A 22,646-nucleotide genomic window follows, 5' to 3' on the forward strand; every position below is an offset into this window, starting at 1 on the left:
GGACCACACGTCAGCTTGTCCTCGCAACGCACCTTGTTGTGCAGGTACACGGCCTTGGACTTGGCCACGCACTCGTTCCAGATCCAGCGGCACCGGTCCCACTCCGCTTCGAGCGCAGCCCGCGCGCCAGCGGACACGCGAAGACGATACGTGTACCGGGCGTGCCCGCCATCCCCATTCGTCGTCGCGTCCGTCGTCATGAACCCGAATCTATCTGGGAGGACTGACAGTTGGGAGCTCTTGATCAAGGCGGGCTTGCTCACCCCGTCTCGCGGTGGACGGCCAATCGCCCTCACGGCGATTGCCCTTTCCCTGCCCTGCTCCGCAGGAGTCCGATTCCTCCCCGGCCTGAAGGCCGGGGCATCCTCGGAGGAACCCGGTGATCGTCGCAACACCCCAGCTCGAGGGGTGCGATAGACTTCAAGATCCGGGAGAACCGGAAGCCGCAGGGGGCGAAGAGGCTCACTGCGGAGCGGGCCGCATACTTCCAACTCATGCAGCAGGGCTTCAGCAACAACGAGGCGTGCCGGATCGTCGGGATCGATCCGAGAAGCGGCAGGCGTTGGCGCAACGGGTACATACCCTCCCAACGGAAAGGAGCCGTACGTCCGGTTCCTCCAGCAGTGCCGCCGGCGTCGTCTCGCTATCTGAGCGTGGACGAGCGCATCTATATCGCTGACCGGATACGAGAGAAGGCAACGGTCCGGGCGATCGCCACCGAGGCCGGAAGCCTGATCACGCCCCCTGGCGGTGGACCTCACCCAACCATCGCGTCAGGGCCTTGCGTACCTCATCCGGGTCGGGCTCCTCGGCCGCCCACGCGGCATAGCCGTCGGGTCGGACCAAGAGGGTCGGGCGCAGACTGGTCGCTGGGGAGGCCGTCACCAACCGCCCCGCCCACGGCGCGGCAACCGCAGCGACATCGCGGCCTACCAGCACGAACTTGCCCTCCCGCAGCGCCTCATAGAGCCGAGTCGGTTCCCCTGCCAGGCGGAGGTCCGGTACCCGGCGTCCAGTGAGCGGATGAGTGCCCCGGGGCGCACGGTAGGCGATCCCGATGCCGGAAATGCCGCGTGATGCGCGCGCCTCCACCACGACCAACTGGTGCACGACGGTGGCCAGCGCGGCCCGCAACACGCGGACCAGAGATGATCCGGTGGTGACGGCCGAGAGCAGTGCGTGACTGACGCGCAGGACCCTTCGCCCCACCGGGTGGCGCTCCGCGTGGTAGCTGTCCAGCAGCGCGTCGCCAGCCCAGCCGTGCAGGACAGCTGCCAGTTTCCAGCCGAGGTTGGCAGCGTCCTGCATCCCGGTGTTCATGCCCATGCCGCCAGCGGGCGAGTGGACGTGGGCGGCATCGCCCGCGAGGAACACTCGTCCCTGCCGGTAGTGGGGTACCTGCCGCTCGTCGCTGTGGAAACGGGAAAGCCACCGTGGGTCGTGCATCCCGAGGTCATTGCCGATCGTACGCTTCGTGATGTCCCGGACTTCCTCCAAGGTGAGCGGCGCATCGTCAGGCATCTGTCGGTGCCGGTCCCAGGCGATGATCCGGTACCAGCCGTCCCCGAACGGCGCGAAGAACGTGAAACCATCCTCATTCGAGCTGAAATTGAAAATGTCGTCAGGGGCGCGGTCGAGAAGCACGTCAGCCAACATCACGGAGCTGATGACCGACGTGCCGGGGAACGGCATACCCAGGCTCTGCCGGACGGTGCTGCGCGCCCCGTCCGTACCGACCACATAACGGGCTCGGAGTGTGGCCGTGGTGCCGTCCGGATGGCGTACGTCCACGTCAACGCCCTGCGGGTCCTGCCGTAGCCCGGTGACCCGGGCCCCACGGAGGATGGCGGCTCCCGCTTCCTCGGTCCGGCGCAGCAGGGACCGCTCGACCTGCCACTGAGGAATGGTGAGGATGAAAGGGAAGCGCGTTCGCAGCCTGGAGAAGTCGATACTGAGGCGGCCGAACGGATGCAGCGCCGGGGTTGGTGTGCCGATACGGAGCAGTTCCTCGGCCAGGCCTCGGGCGTCGAGTTGCTCCAGGGTTCGCGCATGGAGGCCGAAGGCGCGGCTCAGGTTGGATTCCTGATCGCGTCGCTCCAATAACGTGACATCGACTCCGGCCTTGGCGAGGTCGCCTGCGAGCAGGAGGCCGGTCGGGCCGGCCCCGACCACCAGAACCTCCGCGTCTGGTGCCCCGTGTTGCTTCGGAGAGGCACCCGGTGACATGTCCGTCGTGTTCATGCTTTCGAGTGTCAGCCCTGTTCGAGGGCGCTGCACGGCGAGATTCCGACCGTCGGCGCAGTCGCGGGCGTGCCACCGGCGAGTGTTGCCACCGCGTCCACGACCGACCCGGAACCGCGCGGTGCCGCGATTCCCTCGACGCCGGGCGCGCAAGGCTCATGTCAATCCCCAGAAAGCGTGGAGGACTTCCTTATGCTGCTGCATGGAGGCCGCCTACGCGTGCGCCAGCCCTGCGAGACCGAACGGGATCCCGAAGAAGATCGGCGGAATTCGCTGCCGGCCGCGCCCCGCAGCCCCCGGCACGCTGGCGCGTTTCCCCACGCCGCCCAGGGGCGATGCGTCTGCGCTCATCACACTCCGCCTTCGCTGATGCCCCTTGGTGACCGGGCAGCACCGCGCCTACCGGCGTCGGCCTCGTCCACGAAGGCCGAGAGGGTCGGCGCGGCGCCGACCCCGGGCCATCGTGAACGGGTCTCATTTCTTCGCGGCGCCCGCGGCGGCGAGGAACTCGTCGACGGTGAGGGTGGCGTGCGAGATCGTCGGATAACGCAGAACCATCGCATCGTAGGCCGGGCGTCCGCCGAGCGCCGCCGTGGCGTCGGTGAAGGTGGTGACGTGAAATCCGTGCTCCATGCAGCTGCGGGAGGTCGACTCCACGCAGTGCGTTCCGATCATTCCGGCGATCGAGATGTACTCGACGTTGTGCTGGCGCAGTTGGACCTCCAGGTCGGTATTGGCCAGCACGTCGATGTTCTTGTGCGGTGCGATCACGACCTCGCCTTCGATGGGCGTGAGTTCGGGATGGAAATCGGCGTTCCAGCTCCCCGCCGCAAACTCGCGGTTGTCGAACATCGCGCGGTGGATGCCGGATACGTGCTTCCAGGTGGTGTAGTCATGCTCGGTATAGGACATCGGCGCGAAGAAGATCGGCATGCCAAGCTGCCGTGCCCCCGCCAGAAGGCGCTTGAGGTTCTCGAATGTGCCGATTCTGTCGAACTCATCCTTGAACGAGGAGTACAGCTTGCCGCCCTCGGAGAACACCTCGTTGACGGTGTCGATAAGAAGCAGTCCGATGCGCCCCGGTTCGTACGACGGCGTCATCATAGAAACTCCTCACGTCTCGGTCTCCCCCTTCGACGGTAAGCAGGCCGCCCGTCACCCGCCCACCGCCGCTAGGCCACTCGGCTGCGCATGCTGCGCTTCTACCGCAGCAGCGGTAGCGACCGTGGCCGTCCACCAACCGGCTGAGTACGCCAGGCGTACCGCACCCAGCGACGGCGTGGAGGTCCTCGATCTCGGAGGTTTCGCATAGTGCTCGGCCATCCGCATCGGTGCTCGGAGGTCCTGACGGCGCTGGTGCTGTCCGGGTCGCACCCGAACGTCCTGGGGAAGGCCGGTGGCACCGCCTGAGCCCGGGGTGGCGTTCCGTGTGAGAGCGATGTAGGGCTTTACCTACCGTCGCTTGACTCAGGCCGGGATCCCGAAGAACGGCGTGAGCGTGGCTCGCCCCAGGGCGTGGGCCACGAGCCGGAAGCCGAGCCAGGAAGGGGTTGCCTCCGTGGCAACGTCGAGCGTGGGGGTGTCCAGAGCGTGTACGACGAACATGTAACGGTGCGGGGCATCCCCCGGCTCGGGCGCAGCGCCGAGGTAGCTGTGTCGGCCGGCGTCGTTGGCCAGCATCTTGGCGCCGACGGGCAGGCGCTCCCCACTGGCGTTGCCCGCGCCGGCGGGCAGTTCGTTCACTGACGCGGGGATGTCGAAGACCGCCCAGTGCCAGAAGCCGCTGACCGTCAGCGCGTCCGGGTCGTAGCAGGTGACCGCGAAGCTCTGCGTCTCGGCCAGATGGCCGTCCCAGGCCAGGTGCGGGGAGCGGTCCTGGCCCGGCCTGCCGAACAGGCTGCTGCGCTGGGCGACGCCCAGGGTCTCACCGTCGGCGATGTCGACGCTGCGGAGCGCGAAGGTCCGCACCGGGAGAAGCACGCTGTAGGGATCGTACGGCTGGGTCATGTCCGATCCTCCATGGTTCGTGACGACCTGGGAGAGCTTGAGGCGGAGGAGCGATCCAGGACGGCGCGTCTTTAAGGAAAGCGCAAGTCAGCTCGGCTTTTCGTCTCAGGCAGCATCACACACCTCGCGGATCATATATGTACATACGATGCTTTAACCCGGGGATATGCGCTAATCATGTCGGATCCGGGCAGGAAGGCGATTGTTCGATGGCGAAGCTACTTTTCGTGATGACTGGGACGGCGTACTGGACGCTCAAGGATGGCACCAGGCACGCGACGGGCTACTGGGCCGAGGAGTTCGCAGCCCCGTACAAGGCCCTCACCCAGGCCGGTCACGAGATCGTCGTCGCCACTCCCCGCGGAGTCGTACCCACGGTGGACATGATGAGCCTGCGCCCCGAGATGGCCGGCAGTGCCCAGATCGCCCTCGAGCTGGAGGCGATCATCCGCTCCGCCGAGGTGATGCGGCGACCGATCCAACTGGCGGACGCCCGCCTGGAGGATTACGACGCCGTCTACTTTCCGGGTGGCCACGGGCCCATGGAGGACCTGTGCGTCGACGCCGACGCCGGCCGGCTGCTGACGGCGGCTCTCGCTTCCGGCAAGCCGCTCGCCATCGTCTGCCACGCCCCGGCGGCGATGCTGTCGACCAGGATTCACGGCAAGTCGCCGTTCGCCGGCTACCAGGTCACCGCGTTCACGAACGAGGAAGAAGAAGCGGTCGGACTCCTCACGCGGGCCAGGTGGACGGTCGAGAACGAACTCATCGAAATGGGCGTCGACTTCACCAAGGGCGAGATGTGGAAGCCCTACACCGTGGTGGATCGCAACCTGTTCACCGGACAGAACCCTGCCTCGGCATCAGTCTTGGCGGAACGCCTGCTCAAGGTTCTCTAGGGATGGCGGCACTGCCCGTCCGACAGGAGCCTTGCCGACCGCCGATGTGCTTGCTTTTCGCCGGGCCGCCTCCAGCACAGCGACCACGCCGACGTTCCGGCGAGCGGCCTGGCTGTTTCCGATGGCGTGCCAGGCCTCCGATGGAGTCAGCCGGGAGGCCCTGGAACGCTGAGCCGCGTCAGTACGGCGTGAAGGGGGTTCTGCAGGGCCGCCTGGCCGGTGCTGTGGCACGCACTGTTATGGCCGCCAGCCGCGACAGCGCGGCTCGCTCCGCTCGCCGTGCCCGGCCCGGCGTGCTTCGGCTGGTCCTGTGCGCGGACACAGGTGGGCCCGCTGCGGGCCCGTCCGAAGGCGCTAGGGCCAGGTGCGTGCTCGGCACGCCAGAGCCGTTGCTCGTCCCGCTGTGATCGGCTCAAGCGCGTCTCAGGCCGGGCTGCTTGCAATTCGTTGGGAAGCGGTCAGCTGGCGACGGGAGTCTCAGGCTGCATCTCGTAGGAGTGCTGGATGGCCTGATGCCGGGTCCCGAGGCCATCCGTGACCTTGCGTTCCCAGGGAACCTGCTGGAGGCGCTTGGTCTCTTCGAGCATCGACGTGGGCTCCAGATTGCGGAAACGGTCGACCTCTCCGGCAGCGACGGACGTCAACGTCGCATAGACCGGTTCAGGATCGAACTGCGCTCGGGGGAAGGCGAGCTTGGAGTAGTCAAAGAGCCGCTGAGACGGGTCGTCCTCCCAGCTCTCCCAGGTCTGGAACATCCGGTCGTTGAAGCCGGTCAGGAATGGCCCCGGGTTGACCGTGGCGACTTCGATGTTGTGCTCCTGCAGCTCGTAGGCCATGGTTTCGGCGATCGCCTCGACCGCGTGCTTGGAAGCGGAGTAGATGCCGGTGAAGGGGTTGACGTTCAGGCCCTCTCGGGATGAGACCCAAACGATTCTTCCGGCGCCGCGCTTGATCATCTGCTTGGCGATCCCCTGAGTGAGCAGCAGCGGTCCGGTGACGTTGACCTCGAACTGGTGCCGGATGTTCGGTGCGGGAATGTCAACTGTTGAGCCGCCTTCGCCGACTCCTGCGTTGTTTACGAGGATCTCCACACCCCAGTTGAGAGCTTTGCGACGATCACCGTCGTTCGTCACATCGAGCTTTTCGACCTGCAGGCTTACCCCTCGCTCGGCTGCCTGCCGCTTCAGCGTCTGGACCTGAGCGTAGATCTCCACCGCGGCGATCACGGCGAACCCCTTTTCCGCCAAGCGCATGGCGGCTTCATACCCGAAGCCGGTACCCGCTCCTGTGATGAGGACCTTCTTGAGTGCCGCATTCGCCATGTCGATGCGCTTCCTTTCGTATTGCTGGTTTCAGCGGTCATCGAGGCCCTGGCCGTCGAGTGAGCTCGACGGAGAGCGAACTGAGGCATGCTGGCACGCTGTCCGAGGGTCTCGTAGTCGCGGGCCAGGCGGCGGTGGAGCGTGATCCAACCCAGCGTCCGCAGGTTGTCCCGGATCTCGTCCGCATCCCAAAGGGCCCGGTTCAGCAGGAGCTGCAAGCCGGCCGGGACGTCGTGGCCGACATACTCCGCGAGCTGTCGGCCGTTATTTCTGCCGACAGGACCTGCGGCGTAGAACCGCAGCCTGCGGCTGTGGCAGGTCATGCCCGTTCTCCTACTGGGAGTCGCGGGCCGCGCTCACGATGAGATCCGTGACCGCCTGGGGGCGGGAGACCAGGGACACGTGCGAGGAGTTGATCTCCACCGTCTTGCGCGCGTGTGCGCGCTTGGCCTCGTATCGCTCGAGGCTCGGATCTATGGCCCGGTCCTGCCTGCCGACGAGGACGTAGACCGGTTTGTCCCGCCAGGCCGCTGCGGTGAGCTTGTCGGTGAACGCCGACTGCGCGATCGGGCGCTGCGTCGACGCCATGACGGACGCCTGCTGCTGCGGGAGGTCCTGGGCGAAGGTCGCGTGGAGCTTGGCGGCTTGGATGTACACGTCCGTGCCCGTGGTGCCGTCGCCGTTGCGGAACGGCACTTGCCTGAACGCCTTGGTGATCGGGGCGGCAGGGAACTTGCCAGAGAGACTGGCGAACGACTCACCCTTGTCCGGCATGATCGCGTTGACATACACCAGTGCCTTGACGTTGTCGAGCCCAGCGGCCGCCTGCGAGATCACCTCGCCGCCGTAGGAGTGTCCGACCAGGACGATCGGCCCCTTGATGGTCTTCAGGAGGCTGTTCAGGTACGCCGAGTCCTGGGGTATGCCGCGCAGCGTGTTGGGCGGCGCGATGACCTGATAGCCGTCCCGCTGCAGGCGCGGCACCACCGCGTTCCAGCTGGACCCGTCGGCGAATGCTCCGTGTACGAGCACCACAGTTGGCTTCTGGCCCCCCGGGGCCCTGCCGAGGTCGTCTGCGGCGTGAGCTAGCACCACGGTCAGGGCGGAGAGCACCGCCGCTCCGAGCGCCAGTCTGCCCTCGCCTGATTTCAAGATCCCAGAGGCGGCCATGTGCTTCCACTTCCTCGATGTACAAGGTGAACTTGGCCTTTTCGGCGACTGAAAACAGTAAGGACCGTACGGAAGGAGTCGGCCATAGCCCGCGATTGCCGTATACGGTCGGCTGCGCGAACTCGGACGGGAGCCTCCGGCGCGGAAGTCGTGACGGTCCGCGCTCTGCCGTATGTCGCGGATCATCATGCTCGCGTGTCCGCGCTCGCCGTGCATCCGGTGCCGTGCTGGGTGATCGGCAGCGGGCGTGGCGGCCGCTTGGCGGGCCGGCGCTGTTGGACCGCGGGGTCCTGGCTGACCTGGAGGGTACGGCTCCCGATGGTTGGCGCGCCGCGTCGCGGGTCGGGCGAGGGTGCAAATGGGTGAATCACCGGAGCTGTGGTGGAAGTGGACGGTTTTTGATGCCGCCCCGGCCGCCGGCCTCCGGTGTGAGCGGCACCGACGCGTGCCGCACCATGCCGTGAGGAGGAGTCGGCGCCGTCCTACGTCTGGCCGACCATGGTGGCGGGTGTGACGATGTGGTCGAAGTCCTCGGCACTGATGTAGCCGGAGGCCAGTGCGGCCTCGCGCAGGGTGGTGTCCTCGTCGTGGGCCTTGTGGGCGATCGCGGAGGCCTTGTCGTAGCCGATCACGGGTGAGAGTGCGGGGACCAGCATCAGGGACCGGTCGACGTAACTGTCGATCTGGGCCCGGTTGAGCTGGGCGCCCTCGACGCAGCCGGGCAGCACCAGGTCTGCCGAGAGTCTCAGCAGTCAGGGAAAGTTTCTGATATCCACGAGTTTCCAACGCTCGGCAACCGGCCCGATCCGGAAAACTTTCCAATTCACCGGCATCCCGGGTGGTGCTCTCGGCGGTCGAGGTGTCCCAGATTCGGGCGATCGCGGCCTGGAAGGCGAAGACGGTGGCATCGTCGAAGCCCGCCACGTTGATGACGAGCAGGCCGGGTTCGGACAGGTGCGCTTCTCGGATCGGGTCCACGTCTGTCGGTACGTGTTCGTGTACGGCCGGGGTTCTGTTCAACCTCCGGATTCACCTGACCGGGTGAGCTCTCAGTGAGGTTTTCTCGGCGGAGATCACTTCCAATTGCTGTTGAGGACAAGGGCGGCTCGGGCGATGTCGCCGATCCGGCTGGGGCTGAGCGTGATGTGCTGCAGTGCGCCATCGCTGTTTGAGCTCGGCGGCGGTGCGCTCGCCGAGGGCCCGGACGCTGCGCATGAGCGTGTTGGAGGTGCAGGTGTCCGCGCAAAGCGCCTGCTCGTCCTACCAGGGGCTTTACGTCTGCCCGTTCCCAGGGTCCTACCGCCCGATCCGACCGCGTACGAGCACCTCACACCACTTCGCGAAGATCATTTCGCTGAGAAAACCTCAATGCGGACTCGTACCGACCGGAGCGCCGTGATACGGCGCGAGGTCGATCGTGCGGGTCAGCGAGGACTCGTTGAGCCGCATGAGCTACTCCGCGCCGCGTGGCGTGGTTAACCTCTTGGGTTGCCCGAGGTGCCCGGCGAGCCGTCCGGGCAGGCATCGTGAAGATCAACATAGGCTCCGCCCTCAACATCGCCTTCACGCGCGCGGTCCGTGACGCTCCGGCGGCCCAGCCCGACCTGACCGACCCCCGCCCCTACCTCGCCCGCGGTCGGAGGCGATGGCGGAGGCGGTACGGCTTCTGCTCGCGGTGGTGAGCGGCTCAGCGAGCCGCGGCCCCCGTGCCCATACGCCGCGGGCCCGTGCTCCCCCGAGGGAGCACGGGCCTGAATTCAGGGTGGGTCGTATCGATCAGCGGCCGTCAGTCATCGTCTTTGTCTGGGACGTTGGGGATGACCTCGTGCTTGGGAGCGGGCATCGTGCTGTCGGCACCCTTGACGCTCTGCCAGATGGCCTTGTTGAGTTCCTGCTCGGGAGCGCGGTCGGCGCCGGAGAAGTCCATCTTCGACGACTGTGCGGCCATCGGAGCGGTCGCCGTGTTCTGCTCGTCCAGGGACTGGGTGGGAGTGATCGCAGCGTACGGCGTGTAGTCGGGCTTGTTGGTGAAGCTCGCTGTCATGGGGGTGGCGGCGGCGTCGAACTGGGTCAGCGGGCCGATGCCGTCGAGCAATTCCATGGTGCGCATCATCGACACCGTGCTGTACATCGTAGAGTCGACCTTGCCCGTCTGGGTGTACGGGCTGATGACCAGCGAGGTGGTCCGGTGCGCGTCCACGTGGTCGGGGCCGTTCTGCGCGTCGTCCTCGGTGACGAAGATGGCGGTGTCCTTCCAGTACTTGCTGTGCGACACCGCGTCCACGATGCGTCCGAGGGCCAGGTCGTTGTCGGCCACGGCAGCCCTGGGCGTGGGCTGGCCAGGTGTCGTACCGGACGTGTGGTCATTGGCCAGCCGGATGAACTCCATCTTGGGCAGATCGCCCTTGGCGACGTACTGGTTGAACTCCTTGGTCCACTCGTCGGCTCGCGCGTTGTCCCTGATCCCGCCGCTCTGCGCGGCGTAGTTGGGGTCGGTGTGCGCGGTGAGCCTCGGCTCGGTCGCGAACACCTTGGCCGGGAGCGGTCCGCCGGCCCACATGCCGTAGTTCCGGTAGGAGACACCGGCGTCGTCGAGCCGGTCCCAGATCCGCGAGTCACCGGTGATCTTGCCGGGGTCGGTGGCGGGGTTGGTGTAGACGTCGTCGCTCCGGCCGCGGCCGCTGTAGGCCACGGGCCACAGGTGCTCGTTGTAGCCGTTGGACTCCGATGCCGTCGCCCATTCCCAGCCGTCGGAGGACACCGCGCCGTCGGTGTAGAAGTTGTCCAGGGTGACGAACTTCCGTGCCATCGCCCGCTGGTTCGGCGCCGACTCGTCGCCGAACAGGTTCAGCTTCGGGTCGCCGTTGCCCTTGCCGAGGGAGCCGAAGACCTGGTCGTAGGTCCGGTTCTCCTTGACGACGTAGATGACGTGCTTGATCGGAGACGCGTCACCGGGCCGCACCGGGATGACGTCGCCGGGGCCGACGTTGTGACTGCCCTCGTTGAACCGGTCATTGGTGCGGACCTGCTTGGTGTAGTGCGCCAGCTCGTCGCGGTCCGGGACCGGAATGTCCGAGAGCGTGCCCGTGATCATCGAGCCGACGTACTGGGCGTAGTCCAGGCCACTCACCGTCGGCTGGGGACCCTTCGGGTTCGGTCCGGCACCCAGGCCCTTGGCGTTGGTGACCAGCAGCCGCCCGTCGCGGGTGAGGGTGACGGTCGTCGGGTACCAGCCCGTGGGGATCAGGCCGGTCACCTTGTCCTGCTGCTCCGGCCGGTCGGCCAGGTCGACCACCGCAACATCGTTGTTCCCGGCGTTGGCCACGTACAGGGTGTGGCCGTCGGGCGAGATGTCCAGTCCTTGCGGACTCGTACCGACCGGAGCGCCGTGATACGGCGCGAGGTCGATCGTGCGGGTCAGCGAGTCGTCGGCCGGGTCGATTCCGACGATCTTGTCGGCGTCGGTGACCGAGACGTACATCTCGCCGGTGGCCGGATTGCGGATGATCGACGTCGGGTGGCTCCCGACTTCCAGCGTCTTGCGGACCTTCAGGGTCGCGGTGTCCACGACGGAGACGGTGTTCGTGCCCCAGTTGGACACATAGGCGGTGCGTGCGTCGCCGGACAGAGCGACCGTGAACGGATTGGGACCGGTGGCCACGGTGCTCAGCACGTTCCCGGTGGAGAGGTCCACGGTGGACAGCGCGCCTGTGCCGTTGTCCGCCACATAAAGGCGTTTACCGTCCGGCGCGACGGCCACATCCGAGGGGAACGATCCCTTGGGCAGGATGATCGGGGCGTCCTCGGTGAGCTGCCCGCCTCTGAGGGAGTAGACGCGCACCTTGTCGTTACCGCCTGCCGCGGCGTAGAGCTTGCTGCCGTCCGGGCTCCACGCAAGCCCGACGAACAGTGCCTGCGAGCCGGTGTAGTTGACCTCCTGGACGACCTTGCCGCTGGCCGCATCCAGCAGCGACAGGGTCTGGGTGCGATCGCCGTCATTGCTGACAGCGAGGTACTTGCCATCCGGGCTGAGCGCGGACCCGAACGGCTTCTCGCCCAGCTTCTCCTGATGACCGGCCGGGGTGATCTTCCAGCCGTATGTGGCCAGCGCGGTGCCGTCCGGCTGCGGACCCGCATGAGGCGGAACGATCGCCGCGACGGCCACGCCTGAGGCCGCGGCCACCCCGGCTACGGTGGCTGCGAGCAGCCGCCAACGTCGTAGAACCCTGCGCATGAACACTCCTTGGACGGGTGTCGGTGCAAGCAACAGGAGCGGATCCTTCACAGGGAAGACAAAGCCTGTGTAAGTGGCAAGCAAATGGGTTGTGTCGGATGACCGCCATTGGGCGGACAGCGGCGTGACATCGAGCCAGCCCGGTAGGGCCTTTACGGGCAGGCGAATTGAGGGTCCGACCGTTCTGCCCGCTCGGAACAGTGATGGGTTTCGAAAGGGTAGGTCGACCTCATTGCAAAAATGCCGCAAAGTCATCTGCCCTCGTTTCAGGTGACGTGAAGAGTCGCACGGTGGGTGGGGATGCGCCCGTCGAAGTCCCCATCTTTGCAGGCAGGTTGGTGCCGCTCCGCTCGGCCGGGTAGGTCCGCGAAGGCCTCACGTGCCATCAGGAACGTATGAGAAAGGCAAAAAGGCGTGCCCGGTTATTGGCTCGACCTTGGCGTGTGCTTTGCGATCCTAGGTCAGGGCCAACTGGCCGAACAGACGGGCCCACAGTGCCCGCTGGTGGACGTACGGCGCGGTTGTGGTGAACGTGGAACGCGGCCGGCCTGCGCCGCGGGCACGCGCGGCGGCCGGACTTGGCACGCAGACTCGGCAACAAGTGTCTTCTTTTATCGCGGGATTCGCCGATATCTCCGGTACGGAGAGGAACAGGATGTCCCGCACTCGTGGTTGAACTCGCCACGTCGTGTCAACCCGACGGCCATCCAAGGAGCCGTCGGCGCCGGAAACGCAGGGCGGCCGAGGATCACAACTCTCCGGTCTTCAGGTCGACGCCATGCGCCTTGAGGGTGGCGGTCGCCCTCCGGGGCGGCCGAGGATCGCAACCGTGACCCGCACGTGGATCCGCGGATGCGGCAGCTGGTGGCGGTCGCTCTCCGGGGCGGCCGAGGATCGCAACGACGTCACCGCGGACGCCGAGCGGCTCACCCTCGCGTGGCGGTCGCCGGCCGAGGATCGCAACGCCAAGGGTGACGCGGTGGCTCTCCAGGACCTGAAGAGTGGCGGTCGCCCTCCGGGGCGGCCGAGGATCGCAACGACTGGGGCGTCGACAACGGCGTCTCACCGCTGGCAGGTGGCGGTCGCCCTCCGGGGCGGCCGTGGTGGAGGCGTGTGAGCGGTGCGGGCGGCCCCGTGACGGCGAGCCCGGGATCGTGTACGACGATGCCCCGGCCGAGGACGGGCGGCACTGCCCGGACTGCCGGATCGACATTGCCCGGCAGCCGCCCGGACTGTTCAAAGTCTTCTTCGGGCGCCGCACGTGAGCGGCTGGGAGAAGGCCACAGCCCACGGGCTACGCCGCGGTGGCGCCCAAGCCATCGCAGACGCCGGCGTCCGTCAGGCTTTCCCCGTCCTGACGGGCGCTGTTGTCTGCCGGGGATAACGACCAGCGGAGATGCTGTACCGTCAAGCGCAGGCGCGGGGCCTCATGCGGTCGGAGATCGACTGCGACAAGCACGGGAGAACTCGTGATCACGAACCGCGCCAACGCCGCTCAGTTCATCGCCCGCCAACTGCCGCAGCCGCACGAGACTGATTTCGGCGGCGAGTTGGTGCACGAACTGTTGGCTACTACCCATGCAGACTGGGTGTGCCCGCCGTCTGGCCACTCCATCAGCTGGGCCGACTGCTATGCAGGCGCCGACATTCTGCCGCTGACCCACAAGGCAGCTCTGCTGCTGGAGCCGAACGGGGAGCCGCGGCCGATCCCGGAGCACGTGACTGGCGAGGCGAGGAAGCGGGCAAAGCGCGCCGTCCAGCATGCTGTGTGGCTCTGGCGCGAAGCTCATCGCCGCGGGCTGCCTCGTCCGCAACTCGCGGGCGGGGCAACGTCGGCCGCCGCGCCGGGATAACGGCACTCTCACAAACAAAGGTGCCTGGCCTGCGGAATCGCAGGCCAGGCACCTTTACAGCGCAGGCCGGGCGCCCTTACAGGCATCCGTCCCGGCGCACCCGGCGGCCTCGGCGGCCGTTCAGCTGGTGTAGATCGTGGCCGTCGGGTTCGACGGGGTGAGGTCGACCGAGCCGTGCCAGTCGAGGAATCCGTCCTGCGGGAGGTAGTCGGAGCCGAGGAAGAAGCCCCGGGTGACGGACGTCGTGTGGATCGTGGTGCCCGCGTCGACGCCGATCGGCACCCGGACGAGCTTGATCGTCGCGATGTCGTCGGCCGTCGTGCCGGCCGGCAGCTCCACGGTGGACGAAGCCGGGACGTCGCGGGTGAGCGACCAGGTCGGGTCGCCGCCGGTGCCGAGGTGGTCGGAGCGGTACACCGTCGGGGAACCCTTCAGGGTGACCTCGACGGAGACGCCCGACGTGGTGTCCCCGACGGGGAGCTGGTCCTTCTTGACCGTCAGGAAGAGGTAGTTGCGCTCGTCGCCGACCTCGGCGGTCGCCGGATCACCGGGGTTCTCGATCTTGCCCTCTCGCACCATCTCTTCCGCCGTGACCTGGTAGGTCCAGGGATGGGCGTCCATGATCGACTCACGCGGGTGGTCCGCGGGGAGGGTCTCGTCGTACGACAGCGCGAACCGCATCGGGTCGGTGACGTTGTCACAGATGTTGTTGTTGGAGGTGCAGGTCTCGATGAGGGCGTGGTCACCCTCGTAGGTACCGGCGAAGTGCTGGGTCACGTGGCTGGCGCCCTGGTAGGTGTCGGAGCCGGGCACGCGGTTGCCGTTCGCGTCGATTTCGACGGAGTAGACCCACTCGATGTCCGTCGTCCTGCCCCAACGTGCCATCAGCGCCGGGGTGTTGGTGCCGCCGTCCTCGTTGGACCAGATCACCGAGTAGGTGAGCACCTTGTGCCCGGGCGTGGCGGCCGGTGCCGACTCGTGCCATGCGACCAGGGGCGCGTCCGTGAACGAACTGGCGTACTGCCCGCCGTAGTCGGCCAGGTTGCGCCCGTAGATGACGGGGGCGAACCGCAGGAACTCGTAGTCGGGGTCGTCGGTCGGCACGGTCCTCACGTGCAGGTCGGTCAGCACCGCCCGCCGTACCCCTGCGGGGGTGCGGTCCCCCGCGAAGGAGAACGTCAGGGTGTGCCGGCCGGCGGCGAGTCCGCCGAGCGCGAACTCGCGCGCGATCGGATGGGCGGAGGGGATCACGATGTCGGACTGGTACTTCCCGTCCACCGACATGGACACCACGGCCGACTCGGCCCCCGCTTTGCCCCAGTCCGCGCCGGGAGCAGCGGCGGAGAGGTCGAGCAGGCTCTCCCCGGTCCGCGTCGTGGTGAACGTGACGGTGTTCCCGGCCGCGCCTCGGACGAGGGTGATGTGGGCGTGGCCGATCGACGCGGCCGCGGCCGGGGCGGCGCCGGTGGCGAGCAGGGCGGGTACGAATGCGGCACCTGCCAGGGCGGCCGCAAGTCTACGCATGAGCACCTGTACTCCCGAGAACGTTGGGAATGGCTGCGCAGTAGGCTGCCCCAGGTCCTCTAACGGCCGACGGCGGTCACCCGAAATGAACGTGAACCGTCAACTCGCGCGGAGCACGGTCACGCTGCCGTCGTTCGGCCGTCGCAGGTGTCGGGGCAGGGGCCTGGATGGGCCGAGAGCTGGATAGGCTTCCGTTCATGAATACGGCCGTGACCAGCGGTGGGACCGCCGAACCGGTCATCCTGGGCGGGAAGGAACTGACCTCCGATCCGAACCTGAAAGCGCGGTTCGTGGACTCGGCCCACCAGATCCTGGCGGACCTGGTCCGCGAAGGTGCCGCGCTCGGCTGGGTCGTACCACCGTCAGGTGCGATCTCTCGGTTTCGGGACAGTGGTGTGAGAGACAGTGGGGCGTTGGTGTGTTGCCGCTGGTCGGTGGCTGTTTCGGTGTGTGGGGTCACTGTCCTGAGATGAGAGATCCGGGGTGTAAGTACTGTCACCGGTCGATATATGTGCAGGTCGCGTACTGACACGAAGGCGAGAGGTCGCAGCCGGCCGTCCCCAGGTGGGCGCTCTACTTCCTAGATGTCGTGGTGGCGCATGTCGTTGGTGGATACAATCTGCGCCTTCCTTGGTGCGAGTTGAACGGGGGCTGCCGAATGTCGGAGGATGGCGGGAATGGGGATGAGGGCGAAAAGGTAAAGGTTCCCGAGCTCTTGGACGTTGTATGGGTTGCTCTTGGCTTCGCTGTCTGGGTGATCCTGGTCGCCAAGTTCCTGAAATCTCAGGGGATTTCCCGAACCGAAGACCTAGGCAAGGGGGGTGGCCTTCTCATGTTGATCTCAATGGGTGCCGCAACCTATTGTTTCTCCGCTATCGGCTCGCAGCTCGGCAGAGAAGTGGAGCGAGGGAAGATTACTTGGGCGACGTATTGGACAACGCTGATCGGTATTGCCGTAGCCACTTTTGCGTTTCTCGGTGTTACGGGAATCGATGACTTCTTGAAGCTGTGGGATTCAGTGAAGTAGGCACCCTGAGAACCCAGGGCGCGAGCTTTCTCACGGTGCGGGCTTGATCAGGTCGAGTGCGTGGTCGGGATGTGACCGGTAGTGATCAACTGCGGCGGCGTGGTTGCGCCAGCCGGCGAGCTCGGCGAGCGCGAGGACGGTGTTGCGCAGGCTGGCCATGGCGCGGGGTGCGTTGCCAGTGCGGATCTTCGAGGAGTCTTCGCGCAGAGTCACGTCGCGCAGGTGGTGCAGGGCTTCCACGCCCCAGTGCTCGCGGATGTGTTCGCCGAGCTGGGCAGCGGTGACTTGGTGCATCGTCAGGTCAGTCAAGGCGTACACCCGTTCGAGGGTCAGCTTGCCGGAGGCCAGGACGCGGCGGCGGCGCACGATCTGCAGGACCTGGTCGGCGTGGGGGAAGGGCAGGCCGGGGACGGTGGCCGCCTTGAGACGACGGGTCTCGTCGCGGCCATGCGCGGTGGCGCGGGTCTTGTCCATCAGCGGGATCTCGTGCCAGGGCAGCTGCTTGAGTTGGGTGTGCAGGGTGGGGTGGTTGCCCTTGATCAGGGCGATGTAGTGGGCTCCCTTCTCCTCGACGAGGAAACGGGCGTGGTCGTGCTGGGTGAGCAGGGCGTCGAAGGTGACGACCTTGTCGGTCAGGTGCACAGGTTCGAGCAGGGGACGGAACGCGGAGATCTCGTTGCTCTTGGAGTCGACCTGGCGCTGGGCGATGACGGTGCGGGTGTTGTGGAGGCAGGCGGCGAGCAGGTGGACCGCGCGGCGGTCGCGGGTGCGCGAGCCGCGCGCGGTCTTGCCGTCCACCGCGACAGCCTCTCGCTTGACCAGGCCGTCTTCCGGGGTCGGGGCACTGAGAGGGTCGCAGTGCTGTAGCTGCACCCAGGCGCCCAGGGCCTGGTCGAGGGCGTCGCCATCGAGGCGGGCGAGCAGACGGGCCAGCGTGCAGGTGCGCGGGATGCCCCGGGCCAGGCCGATCCGCTCGCGCAGGGCCGGGTCAAGTCCGGCGGCGAAGCGGACGATGCCGGCCCAGGTCGAGGCCCCGGCCAGCACGGCCGTGGTGCACAGCACCAGCAGGGCTCCGAGCCGGTAGCGGCGGCCGCGAACCCGGCGCGGGTCGGGCAAGCGATCCAGGACATCGGCCAGGCCGACCAGATGGTCAGCGTCCTGGTCGGAGGTGCCCGGCAGGCGGTCGTGGTGGCGGGTGATGGTGGAGATCAGGAAGGATGGCATGCGGACGCGGCTTCGGTTGTGATCAACGGCTTCAGACACCTTGATCATCCGAGGCCGCGTCTCGTTTCACCAACGCCGTGAAACCGACAACGCGCCTACTGCATCACAACCGTGACGTCTCGTCACCCGAGAACGCTCGAGCCCTGCCTGAGAACCTGAGGTGGCTTATGGCGCGGTGTTGATGCCGTCCACTGGTGCTCGAAGATGACGCCAGGGCGCTGGTCCATGGTGAACCTGGCCACGGCTCGTACGGAGCCGTCGTCGTGCTCCAGGACGAGGCTGTGCAGAGTGCCACGGTCGGCATCGCGGACGGCGGACTCGGCGCGGCTGTGAAACGCGTCGGCCCACTCCTGCGGGCCGACGGCCCCAAGCACGGTCGGTTGTGGCACCAGGCATCTCCTTGGCTCGGGTTGGCCCCCGCCCCGGAACAGTGACCAGGGGCGCGGATGGATAGCTCCTGGTCCACGCCGTCACGGCAGTGTGACCTCGCGCGCCCGGCCAATGCCGAAGCGCTGCGCCAGCCGAGTCATGATCTGCGACATTTTCGACGGCAGCGAGTCCGGCTCCGGGATGGTCACCGGTCGCTGCCGGCCGTTCTGGATCGCCGCTATCCGCCAGCCCTCCGGCGTACGGACACAGACGATGATCTGCCGCGACAGCCGTCGCTTCGGCAGCTTGCTGCGCCAGGGCATGAGAACCGATCCGTTACCCACCAGCACGGCCACGGAATCGGTGATGAAGCGCAGCGATTCGATCTCGCCGACCATCGCCGAGCCGGCGATCACGCCGCGGAACAGCTTGTCGTGGTTGTCCTGCAGCTGCGCCGCGCCGGTTGCCCAGCTGCCGTCGTAGGACACGTAGTCGGCGTCGTTGGTGAATAGTCGCCCGAACCCGGCGGAGTCCGCTTCCGTCCAGGCCCTGCAGTACTCCGCGAAGAGCTCGCGAATCTGGGCCTCCTGGGTGCGATCTCTCGGTTTCGGGACAGTGGTGTGAGAGACAGTGGGGCGTTGGTGTGTTGCCGCTGGTCGGTGGCTGTTTCGGTGTGTGGGGTCACTGTCCTGAGGTGAGAGATCCGGGGTGTAAGTACTGTCACCGGTCGATGTATGTGCAGGTCGCGTACTGACACGAAGGCGAGAGGTCGCATCGTCGCGACGGTGAGCAGCCGTTCCAGCCGAGGGTGGCGTACTCCAGGGAGAAGCCGCGGCGGATCAGCGTCGGGTGGTCGGTGTCATCCGTGCTGGTCACCGCGAGATCCTCCCAGACCGGTTTCGTAGGTTCGGTGTGTCCGGTGTTCTGACAGGCAGCCGGGCTTCACCCGGCCCGCGCCTGCGTTCGCGTGCAGCGCGAGGCCGTCAGGGGGCGCGCGATTGTGTGCCAGGTGCGGGGGTGTCGGCAAGGCCCCCTTCATCCGTAGGTGTGCTGCCCGTTGACATTTTCCTGTGCCACGCGGGGTGCCGTAGTGTCGCCAGCCGGCTGCGCGCGGGTGAACTGCTGCGCAGGCAGGACAGCAGGGAAGGGGCGGGTCCGGGGTGAGGGGTAACAAGGACTGGGTTGAGGACGCGGCCTGCCGGGACGCGGATCCGGACGCGCTGTTCGTGGAGGGCGCCGAGCAGAACCGGGCCAAGGCGTTGTGTGCGGGATGTGCGGTGCGTACCGAGTGCCTGGCCTACGCTCTCGATCACCGGATCGAGCACGGTATCTGGGGTGGGATGACGGAACGCGAGAGGCGTGCGCTGCTGCGGCGCCGGCCGACGGTGACGTCCTGGCGGCGGCTGCTCGAGACCGCGCGCACCGAGCAGGACGACCGGGCAGAGGCTTTGCCCGGTGATGGCTCGCGTAGGGCCGCGGCAGGCTGACCGGCGCCTTGCCGATCCTGCATCAGGCCGTCCGTCCGTGATCAGATGCTGGGGATGGGTGGTTCTGTGACTCTCTGGCAGTCCGGGCACAGTTCGTGCCGCCCTTTGTCTGTGATGACGGTTCCCCAGCCGCGGCACGTCTCGCAGCCGCGCGCCAGTACGGCGTCCGCGTGAAGCGCAGGCTGGGAAGTGGCGCCGGGTCCGTAGTGGGGTAGGGAGCTTCGGCAAGATCGTGTGATGAAAGTTCACCCTGGTGGACGGGGCGCGGGCCTCCGGTTCGCGTGCGCGCGCGTGACGCCGACACGCCTGGCGCCGGTTCCTGACTCGACACAGATCATCAAAAAGGGTGTCTTTAACTTGAATTCTGACTCAACGTGACATTTCGGCTGTAGATATTGATGTGTCCGACCAGGCGGGTGCATCAGGCACCTGCCGTGAAAGGAGCACGGAATGCGAGTTTCCCGACTTGCCGCCGCGCTGGGCGTCGCAGCCGCCGTCCTGCTGGGCGGCGCCACTGGCGCCAGCGCCGCAACCTATGCGCCCTCAGCGGTATCTCATGTCACGTACGACCGTGGTCACGACCATGGTGACTACGGGCGCGGCGACCGTGACGACCGCTGGGGCAACCACGACCGTGACGACCGCTGGGGCAACCACGACCGTGACGACCGCTGGGGCAACCACGGCTGGGGCCACGACCGTGACGACCGCTGGGGCAACCACGACCGTGACGACCGCTGGGGCAACCACGGCTGGGGCCACGACCGTGACGACCGCTGGGGCAACCACGGCTGGGGCCACGACCGCTACGGTCACCGCTGACTGCCCTTGGCCTCATGAATTCACCATGCGAGCGGCTGCTGGTGACGGAGTGTGAGGTAGGCGAAGGAGGGTGCCTCGACCTGCGATGATCTGGTTTGTCGAGAACTGGATCATGGCGGGGAGGAGGCACCCTCCGGGTGTCGAAGCTTACCGAGTGGGCGGAGGGCCTGTCGCTGTCGACGGGCGGGCGGAAGCTGGTGGGCAAGGCGGGGGTGGTGCCGGTGCGGCGGCTGGCGGACAAGGTCGGGCTGACCGACGCGTTGTCGGCGGCGCTGGTGCGGCGGGACTTTCATCCGGTCCACGACCGCGGCGGTGTGCTGGTGACCGCGGCGTGCGCGGTACTGCTGGGGGCGCGCTCGATCGCGGGCATCGAGGTGATGCGGCAGGCCGCGCTGGTGCTCGGGGATCCGGCCTCGGCCTCCACGCTGTACCGCACACTGGACGGGATCGGCCCGGTCCACCTCACCAAGATCGCTTCGGCGCGGGCCAAGGTCCGCTCTGGCGTGCATGACCTGCTCGACCTGCGCCCGGGCAGTTTCCCCTGGATACGCGTGGACGGCAGACCGCCGACCGGCTGGACGGTTATGGACGTCGATGCCTCCTTCGTGCCCGCGCGCTCCGAGAAGGAGGGCGCCGAGCCGCACCGCAAGGGCTTCGGTCTGCACCCGCTGCTGATGTTCTGCGACAACACCGACGAGCACTTGGTGTGCCGCCTGCGCCCGGGCTCGGCGGGCGCGAATACGGCATCGGACCACATCGAGGTCTCCACCGAGGCGATACGCCAGCTTCCTGCCCGCCGCCGGCGCAAGGTCCTCTTCCGCGCCGATGGTGCCGGCTCGACCAAGGAGTGGCTCGCCTGGATCACCACAGGGGGCGGCAACAAGGCCAACACCTGGGAGTACTCCGCCGGCTGGACCCGGGACGAGGACTTCTGGACCGCCCTGCCCAAGGTCCCCGAGGATGTATGGACCGCTGCGCTGGACGCCCAGGGCGAGCCCCGCCAGGACGCCGCCCTGGTCGAGATCACCGATCTGCTTGACCTCGACGGCTGGCCGGACGGGCTGCGGGTGATCGTGCGCCGCGAACCCATCCACCCCAAATACGCCAAGGATCTCAAGCCCTACGAGATCTCCACCGGCTTCCGCTACCAGGCGATCGCGACCAACACGCCCGGCCGTCAGCTGCAGTGGCTGGATGCCCGGCATCGCGTCCACGCCCACGTCGAGTCCGGCATCAGAAGATCGAAAGCGCTCACCCTGACCCGACTGCCGTCCTTCAAGTTCGCCCTGAACCAGGCGTGGTGCACCCTGCGCGCTCTCGCCATGGACCTGCTCTCCTGGCTGCAGCTCCTCGCCCTGGACGGCAAGCTCGCCAGGGCCGAACCCGCCACCATCCGCACTGAACTCCTCGACGTCCCAGCCAAGTTAACCGAGCATGCCCGCCGCCGCGAGCTGAAGTTCGACCCCTCCTGGCCCGCCTCACACGCAGCTATGGGCGTCTGGAACAGCATCCAGACCCTGCCCAGCCCCGACTGACCACTCGGGCCACCGCCCCGACGTCCCGGAAGGAGAAGACCCGCACCACCATCGGTGCGTGGAACGCCGACGCCCACCGCGACGACACGCGGCACACCGGCCTGACCAGCGAGCATCACACTGCAGGACGAACCGTCAGAAACCGGACACCCGCCGAACCCCTCATGCCGGCGCGCGCACGTGAAGCGCGTCGGCACCTTTAGCCAGGACCTGGTGGGCAAGGTGCTCGCAACGGACGCGACGGTCACCTACGACACCGGCGAAACCCTCAAGCATATGATCGCGGCGAGCAACTGCGTCGTGGCCGGAGACAGCGGAGGACCCCTCTTCAGCGGTGGAACGGCCCTGGGCCTCGCGTCGGGCGGCAACTACATCAACCAGCCCTGCGGGGATTCCGATGCCCAATCTGATCGCGTCAGCTGGTACGAACCGGTCTACAAGGTGCTCTCCTGGGAGGGCCTGAAGGTCTACTAAGCCGCTCACCCACGCCGCCTGCGTCCCGAAGAAACAACGCAGGCGGCGTGGGAGTCTGCGAGCGAACCTGAAGGCCCCCCTCCGCGTCAAAGATGTGGACGCGGGGCTGGCATCAGGGATTGAGAAGCCTCCGCGCGCCATGCCTCCGGTAGGCAATCCGTCGTCGGCCACATTCCGAGGGAACATCATGAACATACGAGCGAAGCACCTCGTCGGCCTGCTTCTCGCGCCCTTGCTGGGTGCCTGCCTCCTTGCCGGCTGCGGCGACGGTTCACAAGCCGACAACGGCCAGGCCCAGTCACCACAGAAGCAGCAGGAGCGCGCCCGTCAAGTGGCCGATGCCTGGCGGGGATCCGCATCGGCCACTGCATGGAGCCAGGGGTACTACCCCATGGCCGACGCGGTACAGATACCGAAGTCCGGTTGGCACAGCCAGGCGGACGAGCGGGCCTTCGAGA

General features: G+C 67.1%; 21 protein-coding genes and 2 pseudogenes. 10 read left to right on the forward strand and 13 right to left on the reverse strand.

What is annotated here, in order from left to right; genetic code table 11:
* From IEZ19_RS43445 to IEZ19_RS43460, 4 genes and pseudogenes are all read right to left on the reverse strand, one after another.
* Positions 1-200: pseudogene (locus IEZ19_RS43445) on the reverse strand (RNA-guided endonuclease TnpB family protein); the annotation flags it as partial.
* A 535-nt stretch (positions 201-735) separates the two neighbouring features.
* Positions 736-2,241, reverse strand: coding sequence for an FAD-dependent oxidoreductase (locus tag IEZ19_RS43450; RefSeq protein WP_189316914.1), 1,506 nt, complete (start codon positions 2,239-2,241; stop codon positions 736-738).
* 474 nt (positions 2,242-2,715) lie between these two features.
* Positions 2,716-3,345 carry a cysteine hydrolase family protein gene (locus IEZ19_RS43455; protein WP_189316915.1) on the reverse strand — a complete coding sequence of 210 codons (630 nt, stop codon included), beginning with the start codon at positions 3,343-3,345 and terminating at the stop codon, positions 2,716-2,718.
* Positions 3,346-3,708: 363 nt separating this feature from the next.
* Complete coding sequence (locus tag IEZ19_RS43460) at positions 3,709-4,248, reverse strand: YbhB/YbcL family Raf kinase inhibitor-like protein (RefSeq protein ID WP_189316916.1); 540 nt, start codon at positions 4,246-4,248, stop codon at positions 3,709-3,711.
* Positions 4,249-4,457: 209 nt separating this feature from the next.
* On the opposite strand from IEZ19_RS43460, the gene IEZ19_RS43465 reads away from it, so the two are divergent.
* On the forward strand, positions 4,458-5,147 hold the full coding sequence (locus IEZ19_RS43465; protein WP_189316917.1) for a type 1 glutamine amidotransferase domain-containing protein: 690 nt from the start codon (positions 4,458-4,460) through the stop codon (positions 5,145-5,147).
* A 458-nt stretch (positions 5,148-5,605) separates the two neighbouring features.
* Here the strand turns inward: IEZ19_RS43465 and IEZ19_RS43470 are convergent, their stop codons facing one another.
* The 4 genes and pseudogenes from IEZ19_RS43470 to IEZ19_RS53935 all read right to left on the reverse strand — a co-directional run.
* The gene (locus IEZ19_RS43470) at positions 5,606-6,469 is read right to left on the reverse strand and encodes an SDR family oxidoreductase (RefSeq protein ID WP_189316918.1); all 864 of its coding nucleotides are present in this window, start codon (positions 6,467-6,469) and stop codon (positions 5,606-5,608) included.
* Between the two features lie 333 nt (positions 6,470-6,802).
* Positions 6,803-7,504, reverse strand: coding sequence for an alpha/beta fold hydrolase (locus IEZ19_RS43475; protein ID WP_229841530.1), 702 nt, complete (start codon positions 7,502-7,504; stop codon positions 6,803-6,805).
* Between the two features lie 617 nt (positions 7,505-8,121).
* Positions 8,122-8,367 carry a hypothetical protein gene (locus IEZ19_RS43480; RefSeq protein WP_229841531.1) on the reverse strand — a complete coding sequence of 82 codons (246 nt, stop codon included), beginning with the start codon at positions 8,365-8,367 and terminating at the stop codon, positions 8,122-8,124.
* A 106-nt stretch (positions 8,368-8,473) separates the two neighbouring features.
* Positions 8,474-8,617: pseudogene (locus tag IEZ19_RS53935) on the reverse strand (DUF6207 family protein); the annotation flags it as partial.
* A gap of 548 nt (positions 8,618-9,165) precedes the next feature.
* On the opposite strand from IEZ19_RS53935, the gene IEZ19_RS43485 reads away from it, so the two are divergent.
* Positions 9,166-9,321, forward strand: a complete 156-nt coding sequence (locus tag IEZ19_RS43485; protein ID WP_229841532.1) for a hypothetical protein — start codon at positions 9,166-9,168, stop codon at positions 9,319-9,321.
* Between the two features lie 104 nt (positions 9,322-9,425).
* On the opposite strand, the gene IEZ19_RS43490 is transcribed toward IEZ19_RS43485, so the two are convergent.
* Entirely contained in the window at positions 9,426-11,873 is a 2,448-nt protein-coding gene (locus IEZ19_RS43490) for a bifunctional YncE family protein/alkaline phosphatase family protein (RefSeq protein WP_229841533.1), read from the reverse strand.
* 829 nt (positions 11,874-12,702) lie between these two features.
* Between IEZ19_RS43490 and IEZ19_RS54300 the strand changes: the two genes are divergently transcribed.
* Both IEZ19_RS54300 and IEZ19_RS43495 read left to right on the forward strand, forming a co-directional pair.
* Positions 12,703-12,990: a hypothetical protein gene (locus tag IEZ19_RS54300; protein WP_444545206.1), complete on the forward strand. Its 288-nt coding sequence runs from the start codon at positions 12,703-12,705 to the stop codon at positions 12,988-12,990.
* Positions 12,991-13,342: 352 nt separating this feature from the next.
* Complete coding sequence (locus tag IEZ19_RS43495) at positions 13,343-13,726, forward strand: hypothetical protein (protein WP_189316921.1); 384 nt, start codon at positions 13,343-13,345, stop codon at positions 13,724-13,726.
* 120 nt (positions 13,727-13,846) lie between these two features.
* Here IEZ19_RS43495 and IEZ19_RS43500 read toward each other — a convergent pair whose 3' ends face one another.
* Positions 13,847-15,250 (reverse strand): hypothetical protein, encoded by a 1,404-nt coding sequence (locus IEZ19_RS43500; protein WP_189316922.1) that lies wholly within the window; start codon positions 15,248-15,250, stop codon positions 13,847-13,849.
* Between the two features lie 589 nt (positions 15,251-15,839).
* Here IEZ19_RS43500 and IEZ19_RS43505 point away from each other — a divergent pair.
* The gene (locus IEZ19_RS43505; RefSeq protein ID WP_189316923.1) at positions 15,840-16,277 is read left to right on the forward strand and encodes a hypothetical protein; all 438 of its coding nucleotides are present in this window, start codon (positions 15,840-15,842) and stop codon (positions 16,275-16,277) included.
* 30 nt (positions 16,278-16,307) lie between these two features.
* On the opposite strand, the gene IEZ19_RS43510 is transcribed toward IEZ19_RS43505, so the two are convergent.
* Positions 16,308-17,501, reverse strand: a complete 1,194-nt coding sequence (locus IEZ19_RS43510) for an ISAs1 family transposase (RefSeq protein ID WP_189316924.1) — start codon at positions 17,499-17,501, stop codon at positions 16,308-16,310.
* A gap of 194 nt (positions 17,502-17,695) precedes the next feature.
* On the opposite strand from IEZ19_RS43510, the gene IEZ19_RS43515 reads away from it, so the two are divergent.
* Positions 17,696-17,935, forward strand: coding sequence for a hypothetical protein (locus IEZ19_RS43515; RefSeq protein WP_189316925.1), 240 nt, complete (start codon positions 17,696-17,698; stop codon positions 17,933-17,935).
* A gap of 36 nt (positions 17,936-17,971) precedes the next feature.
* Here IEZ19_RS43515 and IEZ19_RS43520 read toward each other — a convergent pair whose 3' ends face one another.
* Together IEZ19_RS43520 and IEZ19_RS43525 are read right to left on the reverse strand one after the other, a co-directional pair.
* The gene (locus IEZ19_RS43520; protein WP_189316937.1) at positions 17,972-18,448 is read right to left on the reverse strand and encodes an SgcJ/EcaC family oxidoreductase; all 477 of its coding nucleotides are present in this window, start codon (positions 18,446-18,448) and stop codon (positions 17,972-17,974) included.
* A 142-nt stretch (positions 18,449-18,590) separates the two neighbouring features.
* Positions 18,591-18,746, reverse strand: a complete 156-nt coding sequence (locus tag IEZ19_RS43525) for a hypothetical protein (RefSeq protein WP_189316926.1) — start codon at positions 18,744-18,746, stop codon at positions 18,591-18,593.
* Between the two features lie 284 nt (positions 18,747-19,030).
* Between IEZ19_RS43525 and IEZ19_RS43530 the strand changes: the two genes are divergently transcribed.
* The 4 genes from IEZ19_RS43530 to IEZ19_RS43545 all read left to right on the forward strand — a co-directional run bounded on the left by IEZ19_RS43530 (position 19,031) and on the right by IEZ19_RS43545 (position 22,188).
* Complete coding sequence (locus IEZ19_RS43530; protein ID WP_189316927.1) at positions 19,031-19,357, forward strand: WhiB family transcriptional regulator; 327 nt, start codon at positions 19,031-19,033, stop codon at positions 19,355-19,357.
* Positions 19,358-19,807: 450 nt separating this feature from the next.
* Positions 19,808-20,179, forward strand: a complete 372-nt coding sequence (locus IEZ19_RS43535; RefSeq protein ID WP_189316928.1) for a hypothetical protein — start codon at positions 19,808-19,810, stop codon at positions 20,177-20,179.
* Positions 20,180-20,316: 137 nt separating this feature from the next.
* Entirely contained in the window at positions 20,317-21,714 is a 1,398-nt protein-coding gene (locus IEZ19_RS43540) for an IS1380 family transposase (RefSeq protein WP_189316929.1), read from the forward strand.
* Positions 21,715-21,894: 180 nt separating this feature from the next.
* Positions 21,895-22,188, forward strand: a complete 294-nt coding sequence (locus IEZ19_RS43545; protein WP_189316930.1) for a trypsin-like serine protease — start codon at positions 21,895-21,897, stop codon at positions 22,186-22,188.
* The last annotated feature ends 458 nt before the right edge of the window (positions 22,189-22,646 follow it).

The sequence above is a fragment of the Streptomyces brasiliensis genome, assembly GCF_014647875.1.
GTDB lineage: Bacteria > Actinomycetota > Actinomycetes > Streptomycetales > Streptomycetaceae > Streptomyces > Streptomyces brasiliensis.

What these genes read in the sequence shown, in the direction of transcription:
- IEZ19_RS43465 (WP_189316917.1), top strand. Translation starts at nt 4,458, where the DNA reads ATGGCGAAGCTACTTTTCGTGATGACTGGGACGGCGTACTGGACGCTC.
- IEZ19_RS43490 (WP_229841533.1), bottom strand. Translation starts at nt 11,873, where the DNA reads ATGCGCAGGGTTCTACGACGTTGGCGGCTGCTCGCAGCCACCGTAGCC.
- IEZ19_RS43450 (WP_189316914.1), bottom strand. Translation starts at nt 2,241, where the DNA reads ATGAACACGACGGACATGTCACCGGGTGCCTCTCCGAAGCAACACGGG.
- IEZ19_RS43500 (WP_189316922.1), bottom strand. Translation starts at nt 15,250, where the DNA reads ATGCGTAGACTTGCGGCCGCCCTGGCAGGTGCCGCATTCGTACCCGCC.
- IEZ19_RS43455 (WP_189316915.1), bottom strand. Translation starts at nt 3,345, where the DNA reads ATGATGACGCCGTCGTACGAACCGGGGCGCATCGGACTGCTTCTTATC.
- IEZ19_RS43535 (WP_189316928.1), top strand. Translation starts at nt 19,808, where the DNA reads ATGCGAGTTTCCCGACTTGCCGCCGCGCTGGGCGTCGCAGCCGCCGTC.
- IEZ19_RS43470 (WP_189316918.1), bottom strand. Translation starts at nt 6,469, where the DNA reads ATGGCGAATGCGGCACTCAAGAAGGTCCTCATCACAGGAGCGGGTACC.
- IEZ19_RS43510 (WP_189316924.1), bottom strand. Translation starts at nt 17,501, where the DNA reads ATGCCATCCTTCCTGATCTCCACCATCACCCGCCACCACGACCGCCTG.
- IEZ19_RS43460 (WP_189316916.1), bottom strand. Translation starts at nt 4,248, where the DNA reads ATGACCCAGCCGTACGATCCCTACAGCGTGCTTCTCCCGGTGCGGACC.